Source organism: Streptomyces sp. NPDC013157, assembly GCF_042899865.1.
Classification (GTDB): Bacteria; Actinomycetota; Actinomycetes; order Streptomycetales; family Streptomycetaceae; genus Streptomyces.
Genome location: NZ_JBIBAK010000034.1, coordinates 1 through 14135, shown reverse-complemented (window position 1 = coordinate 14135; position 14135 = coordinate 1). Strand labels below are relative to the sequence as shown.

Sequence of the window (14135 nt, the reverse complement as noted above, 5' to 3'; positions counted from 1 at the left end):
CGGTGCGTTTCCGCTGGTCGGGGATAGCAGTGGTGATTCCGTGGGAGTCGTGGCCTGTCGGGTTGTCGCTCCCCAGGAGGTTACGAATGCCGTCAGTCGTCGGACTGCTGGAACAGCACGAGCTCGCCGCTCGCCGTCGAGTGGACGGGCTGCGGGAGGAAGCCGACCGCATCCAGGCCGAAATGGCCGCGGCCGAGCAGGAATGGCAGGAGTGGGCGATCGCCCGAAGGCGGGTCGACACGGTGCTGGCTCCGGACGGCGGCAACACTGCCGGCACGGAGGTCACTGAGGATCCGCGGGATGCGCACGCGCCGCCGGAACCCAGGGACGGGGCAAAGCCGAAGTCGCAGGTGCCCGTGTGGCGTGAGGGGCTTGCCTGGCCGGTGCTGTCGGTGGACTACCAGCGCATTCTCACGGCGCTCGCGGACCGGGACCGGCTCCATCAAGGGCCGCTGACCTGCCAGGAGATGGCCGCCCTGTTCGGCATGGACGTGGTGCCGGCACGAGTGGAGGCACTGCGGTCGAAGGCGAAACGCCTGGTCGCGCGGGGCTGGCTGGCCGAGCGGCAGCCGGGCCGGTTCACCCTCGCCCAGGGTGCGGCCGGGCAAGTCGGCGCGTCATGAGCAGGGTCATCGACCAGTAGACCATCGCCTCGGCGCTGACGGTGCGCCGCTCGAAGTCGCGCACCAGGCGCCGGGTGCGCATCAGGTGGGCGAAGAGGCGCTCGACGATCCACCGCTTGGGCAGCACCACGAAGCCGCGCATGTCGTCGCTGCGTTTCACGATCGCCAGGACCAGCGCGAACGCGGCCAGGCAGTGCTCCACGAGGCTGCCGGTGTAGCCGCCGTCGGCCCAGACCAGTTCCAGCCGGTGGTGCACGTCGGCCACCTGCCCGAGCAACTCCTGGGCGGCGATGCGGTCGCCCGTGTCCGCGGCGGTGACCATCACGCCCACCAGCAGGCCGAGCGTGTCGACCACGCCATGCCGTTTGCGGCCATTGATCAGCTTGCCACCGTCGAAGCCCCGGCTGTCCGCACCGACCACGGCGTCCGCCTTGACCGACTGCGAGTCGATCACCGCGGCCGTCGGCTCCGCATCCCGCCCCAGTTCCTCGCGGACCCTGGCGCGCAATCGGTCATGGAACTCCTTCACCAGGCCGTGGTCGCGCCAGCGGCGGAAGAATGCGTAGATACGGTCCCACGGCGGGAAGTCGGCGGGCATCGCCCGCCACTTGATCCCGTTGTCCACGAGATACCGGATCGCATCGAGCACGGCCCGGTGGCAGTACCCCTCCGGCCGGCCGCCCCGGCCACGCATCCAGCCCGGCACCGGCAGCAGCGGGCGGATGACGGCCCACTCCCCGTCCGTCATGTCCGTCGGGTAACGACGCTGCCGCGTCCCGCTGTCGGCGGCGTTTCCGAACCGGTGAGCCAGACAGTCACACTCCCAGGTGACCGCACTGGACTGCCCAGCCATCGGCACGCAAGACTGCTGCACCAGGGCCTCCTGCTGCTGCTCGGTGATTCGACACCAACGAGCTGTTCAGGAGGTCCTGCTCGTATGCACCCAATGCCCCGCGACCACCCGATCGGGACTTCCGTTCGACACGCAACTCCCAAGATCGAAAAGACAACAGCTTCTAACCTCGCCGTTTCGCTTGGATGCAGGGGCTGGCAGGGCCGAAACGCGAAAGTGGTTTCCTGACCTGGGATGATGAACCTTAATCAGGGGTTCTGTCGGTCCAGGCGGAGGGCACTTTCTACGTGCAGGGTATCGGGTTGCGTCCCAAGATCCAGGTCAGTACCGATGGTTCGGGGGTCGTCGGGCATGCCGGGGCGCGGTTGCTGGCAGATCTCGCCGATGCCACAGGGCTGACGGCCTCGTACTCCGCTGCTCTCAGGCCGCTGCGGCCCCGTGGGACCGGCCATGGCCCAGGACGGATCGCCGCCGACCTGGCGGTGATGCTCGCCGACGGCGGCGAGGCCATCGCGGACCTGGTCGTGCTGCGGGACCAGGCCGACGTGTTCGGCTCGGTCGCCTCGACACCGACGGCCTGGCGGCTGCTCGCCGACGTTGACGAGCGGGCACTGGCTTCGCTGCGCTCGGCCCGCGCTTCGGCTCGGGAGGTCGCCTGGCTGCAGGCCGCCGAGAACGGTGAGGGCCTACCCGCTGCCCGGGCCGCGGGACGCGTACTGCCCGGCCTCGTCCTGGACCTCGACGCCACGCTCGTCACCTGCCACTCCGAGAAGGAGCAGGCCGCACCCACCTACAAGGGCGGATTCGGTTTCCATCCGCTGCTGTGCTTCCTGGCGAATACCGGCGAGGCAATGTCCGGCCGACTACGGCCCGGCAACGCGGGCGCCAACACCGCCACCGACCACATCACGGTGCTCGACGAGGCGCTCGCGCAGATCCCCGACGCCCACCGGCACGGCACCGACATCCTCGTCCGCACCGACAGCGCCGGATCCGCGAAAGCCTTCCTCGCCCACGTCCGCGCCCTGCGGAAACGAGGCATCCGTACCTCCTTCTCCGTCGGATACGCCATCACCGAACCGGTCCGCCGCGCCATCCGGGCCATACCCGACCATCTCTGGCATCCCGCCCTCAACCAGGACGGGACACTGCGTGACGGCGCCGGGGTCGCTGAGCTGACTGGCATCGTCGACCTGGACGGTTACCCGGCCGGCACCCGCATCATCGTGCGCCGCGAGCGCCCGCACCCGTGCGCCCAGCTCTCCCTGTTCGACCAGGACGAGGGCCTGCGCCACCAGGTGTTCCTCACCGACACCCCTCACTCCGGCGGCGGCTCCGCCCGGTTCCTGGAGACCCGTCACCGCGGGCACGCATGCGTCGAGGACCACATCCGGTGCGGCAAAACCACCGGATTCGGCCGCTTCCCCTCCCGAGGCTTCGCCGTCAACGCCGTCTGGCTCGAACTCAGCCTCACGGCGATCGACCTGCTGGCCTGGATGCGCGTCCTGCTGCTGGACGGCGAGCTCGCGGCGGCCGAGCCGAAGAAGCTCCGCTACCGGCTGCTGCACGTCGCCGCCCGTCTCACCCGCGGCGGCCGCCGCCTGCGCTTGCGGATATCTGCGACCTGGCCCTGGAGAAACGAACTCGCCACAGCCTTCCATCGCCTCGCCGCACTGCCCCGTCCCGCCAGCTGACCGGCAAGCCCTGCCCGCCTCGACCTGAAGGACCTTGGAGAACCCGACCAATGCGCCGGGACCCCGCCATGCCCGAACACCGAAATCGCCTCGTCCACCCGGCAGTTGGCCCTCAGCGACGCCTCATCGCCCCAACCGAAACGGCGAGGTTAGGTCAAGCAACCCGCCATGTCAAACACCAGGCCTATACCTTGGGCCCGCTGGTCGACGACGTCGGAGCCTGTCGCTGCTGCGTCGTCCTGCGATATGGGGTCGTACTGGTGGGCTGCTGGAGCGAGAGTGCCGACGTCGTAGCGGCGGGGGCCGCATAACCGGCTGCCGCGGCGGCTCGCTGCTGGGCGGCCAGTTGCTGCCGCTGCTGTTCGTGTGACTTGTGCAATACTTCTCTGCCCAATTCAAGCCCCGCGGCAAGGGCGGTGCCACCGGTGCCTACTCCACCCAAAGCTTTCGCCCAGCCGGCGTTTGGATTTGGGGCAACCGCCGCCCCAATTTCCGCCCCGGCTCCCACAAGCCGGGCGCCAGTCGCTGCGACTGCCAAGGCCCGTTCCCCGGCTGACGACCCGGGCCCTCTGTCGCGAAATGACTGAGCCGCATCCACTCCGGCATTTATGGTCTGCCAGACTGCGTTTGCACCACTGAGCCCCCTCGTCGCATTGCCCGTCGTGAAGTTTGCGACGCCGCCCAGGAGGCTGGGGCCTACCTCGTTAAAGAACTTAGTTACCTGGGGCCAGGTGATTTGTTTCCATACGCCCTGGGACTGACTCCACCGCTGGATCTCCCTATTGTTTTGCTGAGCAAAGAATTGACCAGACTCCACATCGAGGATCGCAAGGTGAGTAGATTCTGGAAGGGGGGAGCCGGCGTACCGTTCACTGGAGCGCCAGGTGCCACCGGGTCGCCCGAAATGATTTTATTTTCCGACATGCTGACGGCGGAATAGTAACTGGAGGTGGAGCCGCCGCTGCTGTTGCTGTTTTGGCTTCCTGAAGGCACTGACATCACTCATCTGACGTTCTGTGACTATTAGATTCCGAATTCACCGCGGCCGGACCATCGCTTAACTCGGCCCTTCGATTAACACAACGGGCTCGCGGTGAGAAAGATTCAACCTCGCCCACTTCAATCGTGATCGTTGTCAAGTTGGGCGGACACGAGGGGGGCGACTGGCAGCGGGCACAGAGATCGGCGGGGCGGCGGCGTCCACCGTGGGCAAAGGCGGGACACTGTACATACGACGGGCCGTCATTAAACCTGCTTTGAGATGGTCGGCTGCCCAACCGTCGCCAGGTCCTGAGCCTGGCACGGCCTGCAGATCGTGTCCCATGAAGGACACCGTTGGGGGTGTTCGCCCAATGACCTTGCGGCGGCGGGATGACGGCTGGAACGGCGTGGGGGCGGCCCAAACCGCCGAGGTGGCCCGGCTGGCGTTCCCGATGGGCTGTTTGTGCATGCGGATCCGGGAAGTAGTCGGGCCGCTGTTTGCCGACAAGGATTTCGCGGTTCTGTTCCCACAGCGTGGTCAACCTGCCTGGCGGCCACCCCATCGGTTGGCGCTCGTATCGGTGCTGTAGTTCGTGGAGGGCCTGTCGGATCGCCAGGCGGCCGCTGCCGTGTGCGGGCGCATCGACTGCGCGGATGGTCGCCGTGGGCGTGGCCGCTGATCCACCTGCCGGTCCGGTGCGCGGGCTCACGGAACTTCGGACGGAGTCGAACGAGAATCGCTCTCCAAAACTGACGCCCAATCAGGTACACCGGACCCATGACAGAGGATGCGACCCACACAGATGAAACCCACAGCCGCACGTATGCGGAGCTGGCCGCCGTCGGCCCATATGGAGCCGACCTCGGACATGCCCTGATCACCATGGTCGAGCCACACCCGGGCCACGAACGCCAGTACAATCGCTGGTACGAGGACGACCACTTCATCGCCGGCGCGATGGCCATGCCGTGGATGTACGCGGGCCGCCGCTGGGTCGCCACCCGGGACCTCCAGCTCCTGCGCTACCCCGAGACCTCCGCCGTCGCGCGGCCGGTGACGGCGGGCTGCTACATCTCCGTCTACTGGATCACCGCCGGCCGCTACGCCGACCACATGCGCTGGACCGTCGGCATCAACAAGCGCCTCAACCGCGACCACCGGGTCTTCCAGGACCGTACCCACGTCTTCACCGCCTTCCAGGACCACCTCGCGACCGTCTACCGCGACGGCGACCAGGGGCCCCGTGACATCCACGCCCTCGACCACCCCTACGCCGGGCTCGTCGTCCAGGTCGTCGACGCCAGGTCCCCCGGCGAGCGCGCGGAACTGCTCGCCTGGCTGCGCGACGACCACCTGCCGAAGCGGCTGGCCGGCTCCCCGGCGGCCATGGTGACCGTCTTCGCGCCGACCCCGCTGCCCCTGGACCGCATGACCTACGTCAAGCAGGTCGAGGGGGTCGGGACCCGGCTGACCCTGCTGTGGTTCCTCCAGCAGGATCCCCGCGCCGTCTGGCGGGACCACTTCACGGACCTGGACACGGCCGTGGCGGCTTCAGGGCTGGGTGAGGTGGAGTTCGTCGCACCATTCATCCCCACGGTCCCGGGCACCGACCGTTACACGGACGAGCTGCGGTGACCCCCCGGAGTCGGTCGCAGACTGACATACCCCTTGATCAGCATGGCCGTGATGCTGATCGTGGTGGTCGCCAAGGTGGCCGTCACCCTTCGGCGCAGTCGACACGGATGGATGGGTGCCTCCAGCCGGACCTGCGGCTTACCGCGTTCGCCACCAACACCACCGGCGTCCCGATCGCCGCACTCGAACTGTCGCACCGCCAGCGTGCAAGGGCCGGGGCCCGCAGACGACACCTACCTGGCGAGGAACGTACAGGGACGTAAAGGCAGTCTGCCCACTTCCAACGCCCTATCGGAGTCAAGCTCAGAGACCGGCGGAGGTCTACTGTCGCCGGCGCAGCAGCAGATAGCCGTCGCGGTCCACCACGGTGACGTAGCCGTCGGAGAGTGCTTGGTCGATCAACTGCCGCTCCTGGAGAGGCGAGATGGGCCAACCCATCGGCGTGGCGGTGTCAACGGCGATCCACTGCGGGGAGGGCCGACTGCCGGGAAAGCCGAAGACCGTCACCTGGGCCCGGTCGGTCAGTTGCGGCGCGAGCCGGTTGGAGGCGGCGACGGTCGCACCGTCGGGGATCTGCTGCAGTATCCGGTGGGCCTGGGCCACGCGCGCACTGGTGTGCCAGGTGTCCAGGTGCAGGAGCTGTCCGAGCGGGAACTGCGGCAGCAGCAGGGCGGCGACCGCGCCGGCGACAGTCAGGGCGTGACGGCGGGAATGCTCCCAGGAGCTCAGCGCGTCGACGAACGCGACGAACACCATGGGCATCAGCACCGCGCTGTAGTGGAAGCCGGTGCCCCAGTAATCCGGATTGTCAGAGAGTAGCCGCCAGGCGAGAGTCGGCACACAGACCCATGTCAGCGACGAACGCAGGGCGACGAAGGCGGTCGGAGCGAGCAGCATTAGCAGCATGGTCGCCTTCGGGTCAGGGGCGATGACGCCCAGCGTCCAGTGGTAGAGCGTGTCCCCCACGCCCTGCGGGCCCCCGGTGCCCGTCCCGGATGCCGACATCTTGTCCCAGTAGGTGAAACGACCGCCGGGATTGAAGGAGGGTATGACGACGAGGATCTCCAGCATGCTGCCCACCACGCCCGCAGCGGCGAGCGCGGCTCCCGTGCGTCGTGCGCCGCGCCAGACCATGACACAGCCGATGGCGCCCACCGTCAGACCCAGGTCCTCCTTGACCGTCAGCAGGGCCAAGGACCAGAGAGCGGCGGCGCGCCATCGGCCCTCGGCCAGGGCTACGAGGCCGAACGCCAGCATCGGCACCGCGAAGGCGACCTCGTGGAAGTCGAATCCCACTACTTGGGCGACACCCCACGAGCTGCCGTAGCCGAAGGCGACGACCATCGCGCCGCGTCTGCCGACCGTGCGCTGGGCGAACGTGGCGATCGGCACGACGGCTGCGGCCAGCAGCGCGGCCTGGGCGACGAGCAAGGTCTCCGGGGTGGGCCAGATCCGGTACAGCGGAGCGAGCGTGGCCAGTACGGGCGAGAAGTGGTCCCCCAGCAGGGGAAATCCCGGTCCCTTCAACTCCGCCACCGGTAGGTGCCCGTGGGCGTAGGACCGCACCGCCTGCTCGAAGATGCCCAGGTCGTACCCCGTGGTCAGCATGCGCTGGTGCAGCCGCAGCGACACGGTTCCGTAGGCGGCAAATAACAGGGCAGCGGCCGCCCACACCCATCGGATCCCCGCTTGCGGCGACTCGTCGAGCATGTGCCGGGAGCCGGGCAGCAGCCGGGGTGGCGGCACTCGTGTCGCAAGGATCGACGACCTTGCAGTTCGGCTTGCACCCCGCAACTGTGGCTGGCGTCCACTGACGGCATGCTGACCGATCTTGATCAACGAAAATACCCCTTCAGTTCTCGAAGCAATAGGAAGATTCCCCTCGCCCGCAATGCCGGAAGATCCGGAAATGGATAACATGATGGGGGCTCTCACTCCGGCATGAATGAGCTTCTTCAGTGGCCACCCTCAAGAAGCCTAACGATTAGAATGCGGCATGCTGATCTTTTTTCGACCCACTGCCCGTGCTGGTAATCGCGTCGCCTTACGGCACCTCGGGCGTCACCTTGGGAACTCGGCTGAGCTGCACTCTGACGGTCACCCAGGCGCACGATTGCCGGACGGCCGGGATTCTCGGTTCATGAACGGGACACCCGTTTCGCATGCGGGTTCCCCGTATACAGCGCCAGCACTCTTCGCGTCTACGCGTAAATTCGCTGTCGTGCTCGCGTGGATATTTCCCTGACGGGCCTACCTCTTTTGCGGATCTGTCACATGTCGTCAACCGCGCTCTTGAACGGTGACGGGCCGGCGCTGAAGAAGAGTGTGATGACGGGGTGTGGCATCTACCTGTAGTACGGACCGGGCGGGGAGAGAGTTCTCCGCTTCGGAACTTTTTTCGGTCAGCCTGGGAAGAGGCCTGCAGATCACGGGGAGTCGCAGGTCAGCGACCTACCGAGGGCTTTCAGCGTTGCCGCTCCGAGGGGCGGACGGCAGTGTCAATCCCCTCCCTTCCGTGACGAGGCTTCGGCCGCCAGACCTGTCGACGCCGATGATTCCCGGCCCGTGCGGGAGTCTGTCTTTCGACAGCAATCTTCTGGAAGGCGGCCTCATGACGCCCCTGCACGACTTGCTCCAAGCCCACGTCGGTGCCGGTACGGTGCCGGGAGCGGTTGGCCTCGTGGCCCGGGTGACCAGGTCGAGGTGGTGGCCGTCGGCGCGCAGGACGCCGACGACGGCGTCCCGAGCGGCAGCAGCGCCCTGCTTCGATGTCAGACCTGGCCGCTAACGTGACGTACGAGTTCAGACCGTCGTCAGCCGCGGTGAACGCTCGGTGCCCCGTGATCTTCTGGGGCCGTTAGGAGACGTGCATGCCCTCTGCCCGCTTCGCCGACAAGCCTTGGCAGAATGTGGACGGACCGTCCCTCGTCGCATCCGCGGCCGCCCTGCAGTTGATTCCTGAGAACATTCCTCGTCTCGTACGACTACAGCGCCTGGCTGCAATCGGTGCCTGCCTTCCCAGTCGGCCAGATGCGCCTCGGTTGTCCCCCACCAGGATTCGTGCCCTGCTCAAGGATCCTCTGGTCAGTGGTCCCAACATCCGTGCCCAGGAGGACCTGTACGACGACTTGTACACCGCTGAGGTCTCCTTCCACGGCGGGCCGTGTCTCGTCGCGCAGGGGCTGACGTCCCGCTGCGCTCACACTCTCGGTCTGATGTTGCGGAGCATCCTCAGCCCTGCTGGACAGACTGCTCTGCCAGCCCAGTTCGTCGAGGACACGCAGCTGTGGGCGCACACGGTGCTCCGGCTGAGCGACGTCACGCTTCGCCGAGCCGGGCTGCACCGCGGTATCGCTCCACCGCTCCATCACGGCGAAGGAGTCTTCGTTCCGGGCGAGCCCGCCCTCGCATCTCTGCGTGCGGCTGTCCGCTACGACTTCGCCGACCTGACCGGCCTCCTTCCAGCCCGTTCCGCAGACTTGATCGCAGCATGGGGTCTTCGGCCCGGCGAACACACGTTCACCGAAGAGCCGGGGCCGGACGACGGACTCGTGCTCGCACCGCTGCTCCTGGTGGACGACGGCCTCATCGTGGCGAATCCGGCTGAACTGGTGACGACCCTGCGGCACAAGCTCATCGTTCACGCCGGACTGCACGGATGCCGACCCGAGCTGGCATGTCTGATGCGTGAGACCACACTCGCTGATGTCAGCCGCCTCCTGATGTTGACTGGCGCGGCCCCCGTGGGGCCGGCGCAGGTGACCGGCGACGACTTGATCTCCCGTCGCACCTTTACGTTTGCCCAGGACAAGATTCTCGACGTGGCCGTGCTCATGGATGACCTGTCCGACTACGACGACACCGACCCATCGGGGTACTGGCCCATCCGTGATCTCGGCCTACGAGTCCAGAACGTCATCGATCCGGACGGCACGTCGCTGCCCGAAGACGCGCGCACACTCCGTCTCATCATCAACGAAGGCGTGGGGCGATCCTCGTTCCTGGGGCTCATGGAGCACCGGCGTTCCGGCCCTGTCCTGCTGACGTCCCTCAGCGATCTCCAGGTCATGTCGGAACTCGATGGCTCCGACCCTCTTTTCCTCTGGCGGTTTGCCCAGGCAGAGACGGAGCTTCACGAGACGACCCGTGTGCAGTCGTGGAGCACGCTCGACAACTACGGCCTCTACCGGAGTTGCAACTACAGCTACTACGTGTCCGACGACGCGAAGCCCACGATGCTCGTCATTGAGCAGGACCATTCGCGGGCTCTACGCGTCGAGGTCCAGCAGCGGTACGACCGCCACGAAGTACCCAGCCCGCGCCGGCCTGTTTTCGTACCGGTGGTCTCCGTGTACGGCACGTCGACGGCGCCGATCTACCGCCCTCACCCGGACGTGCCCGAGGAAGGCAGGCTTGTGGAAGCCTCAGGCGTACACGTGTGGTTGGGGCCCGGTGACCAGGCCGTCCCCGACACGCTGGAGGGTTTTCACGACCTGGCAGTGGAGGCGGCAGCCTTCTGGGTCTGGCAGATTTCCCTCGCTAGACCCGGCCTCTTGCTGGCAGCCACACACACGGGCGGTCTGTACATGAGCCTGTCCTTCGACGACCCCGCAGCATGGCAGAGCGTCTTGAACGGCGCTCCTGCAACGGGCGGTGAACGTCCCTGGATCGGGGTGCGGCGGACTGAGCCCGGACTCGTCGATCTGTGCATGAACGCACAGGGCACGGCGACGCTTCTCACAGACGCCAACGGGGCTGACCGCGTCCTGCTGCGGGCCCTGCTCGAAGGCATCATGCAACTGGCCGGAACACAGGAGGGAGACCTGGACGCCCTCGTCGATCAGCTCGCGCCCCACGGCGACAAGCAGATGCTGCATGTGCAGATGAACCAGCGCGTTCCGTTGCGTCCCGGACCACTACCGCGCGCCCGACTGGTCCAGCCGGCGGCTTCTGCCACGGTCCTCGACGAACTGGGCCAGTACCTGAGTGAAGACGGAATGGCAGTAGGCAGCATCCCAACTGAGCAGCGCACCGCGGTTCTGCAGAAAGTCGTAGGCCACTACTTCGAACTCATCGAGGCGGCGGTAGCAGATCTTGCGAGCGAGGGGCTCGTCCAGTCGCTGGTCGCTCGGCACGAGGCGTTCGTGTACGAGGAAGCAACCAACGATTACATCCTCCCCGCACGTATCGCCTGTTTTGGAGAGGCCAGCCACCCGGTCGAGGAACTTGTGCAGACCAATAAGCGCCGGGTGGGGGCAGCGCAGGCCAGCCGTTTCCTCATCGAGTACGTGGCCGCTCAACCCCCCACCGGACACAACTCACTCACGCTCGATGCCTACGACCAACTCCTGGCCCTTGCCGCAGAGCTCATCTCCCGTGCCACCCTCTCGGAGGCCATCCACCACGACTTCTCGGAAGCGCAACTCGCCATGCTGGCCTCGGGTCGGCTCGGTGTCTCCCGCGGCGACCGATACGAAGCCGGCACCAACGCCCTCGCGACCGCCCAAGCCGAAGCTCTCCTCAAAGCGGCGCCGAGCCGGAACTCACCGAAGCGTTTCCAGCCCGAAGGACCGACGGCTCAAGTAGAGCAAGCCATGCTTTCTGAGTTCGGCTTCACTCTCACTGATCTCGCCCAAGGCGTCGGTGAACTCATCGCCTTGGGAGGTGAACGCTGCACGACGGAGCCCTACGTCCTTGCCGAGTCCACCATCTCCAATCATCTGTGCACGGCTCTCAGCTGGCCCCAGGGCAAAGCACGGTCCTTCCTCGACCGGCTGACTCTGCGCCCCCGCCCGGAGTTCCTGTCCGTCAAGACCGACGCTTGGCCGTGGCGATTCAACCGCGAATGGTCCTACGTCCGACGCCCCCTCATCCGCATCGACGCGCCTGACGGTGCCCACGTCGTCTGGGGAGCCCGGCAAACCTGGACCAGCGGTCCCTACTGGATTGACCTCATCTACTCAGGCCGACTGCGCAGCACCTCGGGCCCCATGAAGAAACTTCTCGGAGTAATTCGCCAGGACGAGAACAAGACCTTCGAGACACGCGTTACCGATACGCTGAAAGCAGGAGGCTGTTCCATCGCCGTCCGCGGCGTCTCCAAGATCGCAGGCCGCAGACTCCTGTCTCCCGAAGGGGACGATCTGGGGGATATCGACGCCATCGGCATCAACACGGCCCAGCGCGTAGTCATTGTCATGGAAGCGAAAGACTTCGAGCTGTCACGCAACCCCACCGAACTAGCCAACGAAGCCGAAGATCTGCTACGTGGCGATAAGAGCGCGCTCTTCAAACTCGGTCGCCGCACCGAGTGGGTCCGCCAGAATCTGGCCGCGACACTGGCCCACTTCACCGGTACCAGCGACACCACCGGGTGGACCGTCACGTCCGCCATCGCCACCAGTCGCGACCTCATGGTTCCTCGGGTGCTTACCGCCCCCGTCCCGGTGATGCCCATCGGCAAACTTAGACAGTGGGTTGCCACAGAGGTCACCCGGGACAAGCGAAGCGGACGACGACGGCGTCGTTGATCTGATGAATCCGCGCCATGCGCAGCGCTGTGTTGGCGGTGTGGAACCATGGGGGCCGCTGTCTGCCCTTGAGCAGCGCGAACCGTCGCGGGCAGGAGGACTCACGTCCTCTGGCACCCCGGAACCTTGTCGTGTGTTCACGTAGTGGCGCCTTGGGCTCGTGTGCCACGCCGGAGCGTCCTGACCGTCCTCAGGCGTTAGACCGATGTCAGAGATGTGAGAATGCGGTGCCGAATGCAGTGACGATGATCCCCTCCACTGCCAAAGGCGGATGGGCGTAGGTGTCCCATGTCTCGGAGAATTCAGCATGCCTGGATAGCGCCTGCACGGTCTTGGGGTCGTGCTTCCCGGAGGCGCCGAGCGTGCTGGTGTAGAAGTGCTTGAGGTCATGGAAGCGAGTCCGTTCCGGAAGTTCCGCTTGCGTCACAGCGCGTCGCCATTTCCGATAGAAATCTCCGTGGAGGATGGGGCGGCCGGACTGGTTTGTGACGATCAGGTCCTCACCTGTCGGGTTGGTAGGGTCATGTTGCTGCCCCATGCGCCCGGAGCGTTGCGAAGCGGACTCCGGCCTTGGCCAACGCGAAGTGTGTCGGGCGAGCTGTGCGATCAGGAAAGGGTCGACCGGAAGGGTGGCACGGCTGGCTCTGGTCTTGAGGCGGACAACCTTGCCGCGCTGTCGCTGCTCCACGATGTGTAGAAGGTTCCGCTCCCACACCACCTGGCTTCGTCTCAGGCCGAAGGCCTCACCCTGGCGCAGGCCGGCGCACGCTCCGAGCCAGATCAGGACCTCATAGCGGGGTGCCACCTGACGCATCGCTGCTGCGACAGCTGCGACTTGTACGGGCGACAGGGCCACCTTGACGCGTGGCGTGAACTCCGGGAGCTCGATGCGCGCGACGATGTTGGACGGAAGCAGGACATCCTCGTCGAGCATGTAGTGCATGAGAATGCGCCAGGTCTTGAAGATCTGTCGAACTGTGCGGGGTGAATTGATTCCGGGCTTGTCGAGCAGATAGTCGACGAATGACACGGAGTCCCGGCGGCGCAGGCTGCTGGCCCCAAGATTTCCGGCGAACGGCAGAATGTAGTTGCGGAGATGGCCTTCGTAGGCGTCGGAAGTGTTGACGTTCTTCTGTCGCTTGCGCCTCCTTTTCATCATCTGGGCTGCGAAGAACGCAACGCGCCTATCGCCAAGAGAACTCGGCGACCTTTGTTTTTCGACGTCAGCGAGTGCCCGGTCCAGGTGGTCACGTGCTTGCTGCCATGTGCTCAGGCAAGCCCGTCGCTCCTTGCCCTCAATGTCGGTGTAGCGCGCTTGCCATCGACGACCTCGGCCGTGATCAGCAGACGGATACAGTGGGCGCCTTTTGGTCCCGCATCGGCACGGTTCGTCGCCGCGTTCTGGTTTGGGATATCGCTTGTGCCAGCGATCGAATGGCTCGGTGGACTTGCTCATATGTTCCGCCCGCGCGTCGGTCTTGCATGCTGCATGGTGCGGGTCGCCGAGTGCTTGCACTGGCCAGGCGACCTGGTGTTCCGGCAATGCTTGAGGTTCATCTCGGCGTCGGTTGCTGGGATGAGGCTCGCCTTCTGTAACCAGCGCACGGGGTTCGATCCGGGCCGGCCAAGGCGATACTTTCCGCTACGTCCAGTGATTATGCACAGCTGTTCATGGTGCGACTCGATGGTGTGACGATCGAGTCATCGTGTGCCCAAAAGTCAATGAGGTCTTTCAGCGGGGCCACTGAACGGGTGACGGAGTCGATGCCCGCAACGCACGAGGCTCCCGTGCCGTTGGGGGAGGTGTTCGAAGTCTCA

At 65.9% G+C, this 14135-nt stretch carries 8 protein-coding genes; 5 read left to right on the top strand and 3 right to left on the bottom strand.

All coding sequences use genetic code 11. The annotated features are described in order from the left end of the window. The first annotated feature begins 86 nt into the window (after positions 1 to 86). Positions 87 to 623, top strand: a complete 537-nt coding sequence (locus tag ACFY6U_RS51560) for a hypothetical protein (RefSeq protein WP_360251724.1) — start codon at positions 87 to 89, stop codon at positions 621 to 623. On the opposite strand, the gene ACFY6U_RS51555 is transcribed toward ACFY6U_RS51560, so the two are convergent. Beyond that, positions 580 to 1371 carry an IS5 family transposase gene (locus tag ACFY6U_RS51555; RefSeq protein WP_360251721.1) on the bottom strand — a complete coding sequence of 264 codons (792 nt, stop codon included), beginning with the start codon at positions 1369 to 1371 and terminating at the stop codon, positions 580 to 582. The two genes, ACFY6U_RS51560 and ACFY6U_RS51555, sit on opposite strands and share 44 nt — an antisense overlap. 362 nt (positions 1372 to 1733) lie before the next feature. Here ACFY6U_RS51555 and ACFY6U_RS51550 point away from each other — a divergent pair, with 362 nt between their 5' ends. The 3 genes from ACFY6U_RS51550 (at position 1734) to ACFY6U_RS51540 (ending at position 5787) form a co-directional block, all read left to right on the top strand. Beyond that, a complete protein-coding gene (locus ACFY6U_RS51550; RefSeq protein ID WP_390050047.1) occupies positions 1734 to 3170 on the top strand; it encodes an IS1380 family transposase in 1437 nt (478 codons plus the stop codon). 1322 nt (positions 3171 to 4492) lie between these two features. Continuing rightward, positions 4493 to 4741: a hypothetical protein gene (locus ACFY6U_RS51545; protein WP_390050022.1), complete on the top strand. Its 249-nt coding sequence runs from the start codon at positions 4493 to 4495 to the stop codon at positions 4739 to 4741. A gap of 188 nt (positions 4742 to 4929) precedes the next feature. Beyond that, the gene (locus ACFY6U_RS51540; protein WP_360251715.1) at positions 4930 to 5787 is read left to right on the top strand and encodes a hypothetical protein; all 858 of its coding nucleotides are present in this window, start codon (positions 4930 to 4932) and stop codon (positions 5785 to 5787) included. 321 nt (positions 5788 to 6108) lie between these two features. Here ACFY6U_RS51540 and ACFY6U_RS51535 read toward each other — a convergent pair whose 3' ends face one another. Next, positions 6109 to 7533: a DUF2079 domain-containing protein gene (locus ACFY6U_RS51535; RefSeq protein ID WP_390050020.1), complete on the bottom strand. Its 1425-nt coding sequence runs from the start codon at positions 7531 to 7533 to the stop codon at positions 6109 to 6111. 1124 nt (positions 7534 to 8657) lie between these two features. On the opposite strand from ACFY6U_RS51535, the gene ACFY6U_RS51530 reads away from it, so the two are divergent. Continuing rightward, the gene (locus ACFY6U_RS51530; RefSeq protein ID WP_390050018.1) at positions 8658 to 12317 is read left to right on the top strand and encodes a hypothetical protein; all 3660 of its coding nucleotides are present in this window, start codon (positions 8658 to 8660) and stop codon (positions 12315 to 12317) included. A gap of 208 nt (positions 12318 to 12525) precedes the next feature. On the opposite strand, the gene ACFY6U_RS51525 is transcribed toward ACFY6U_RS51530, so the two are convergent. Continuing rightward, entirely contained in the window at positions 12526 to 13773 is a 1248-nt protein-coding gene (locus ACFY6U_RS51525; protein WP_390050016.1) for a tyrosine-type recombinase/integrase, read from the bottom strand. Positions 13774 to 14135 lie beyond the last annotated feature (362 nt).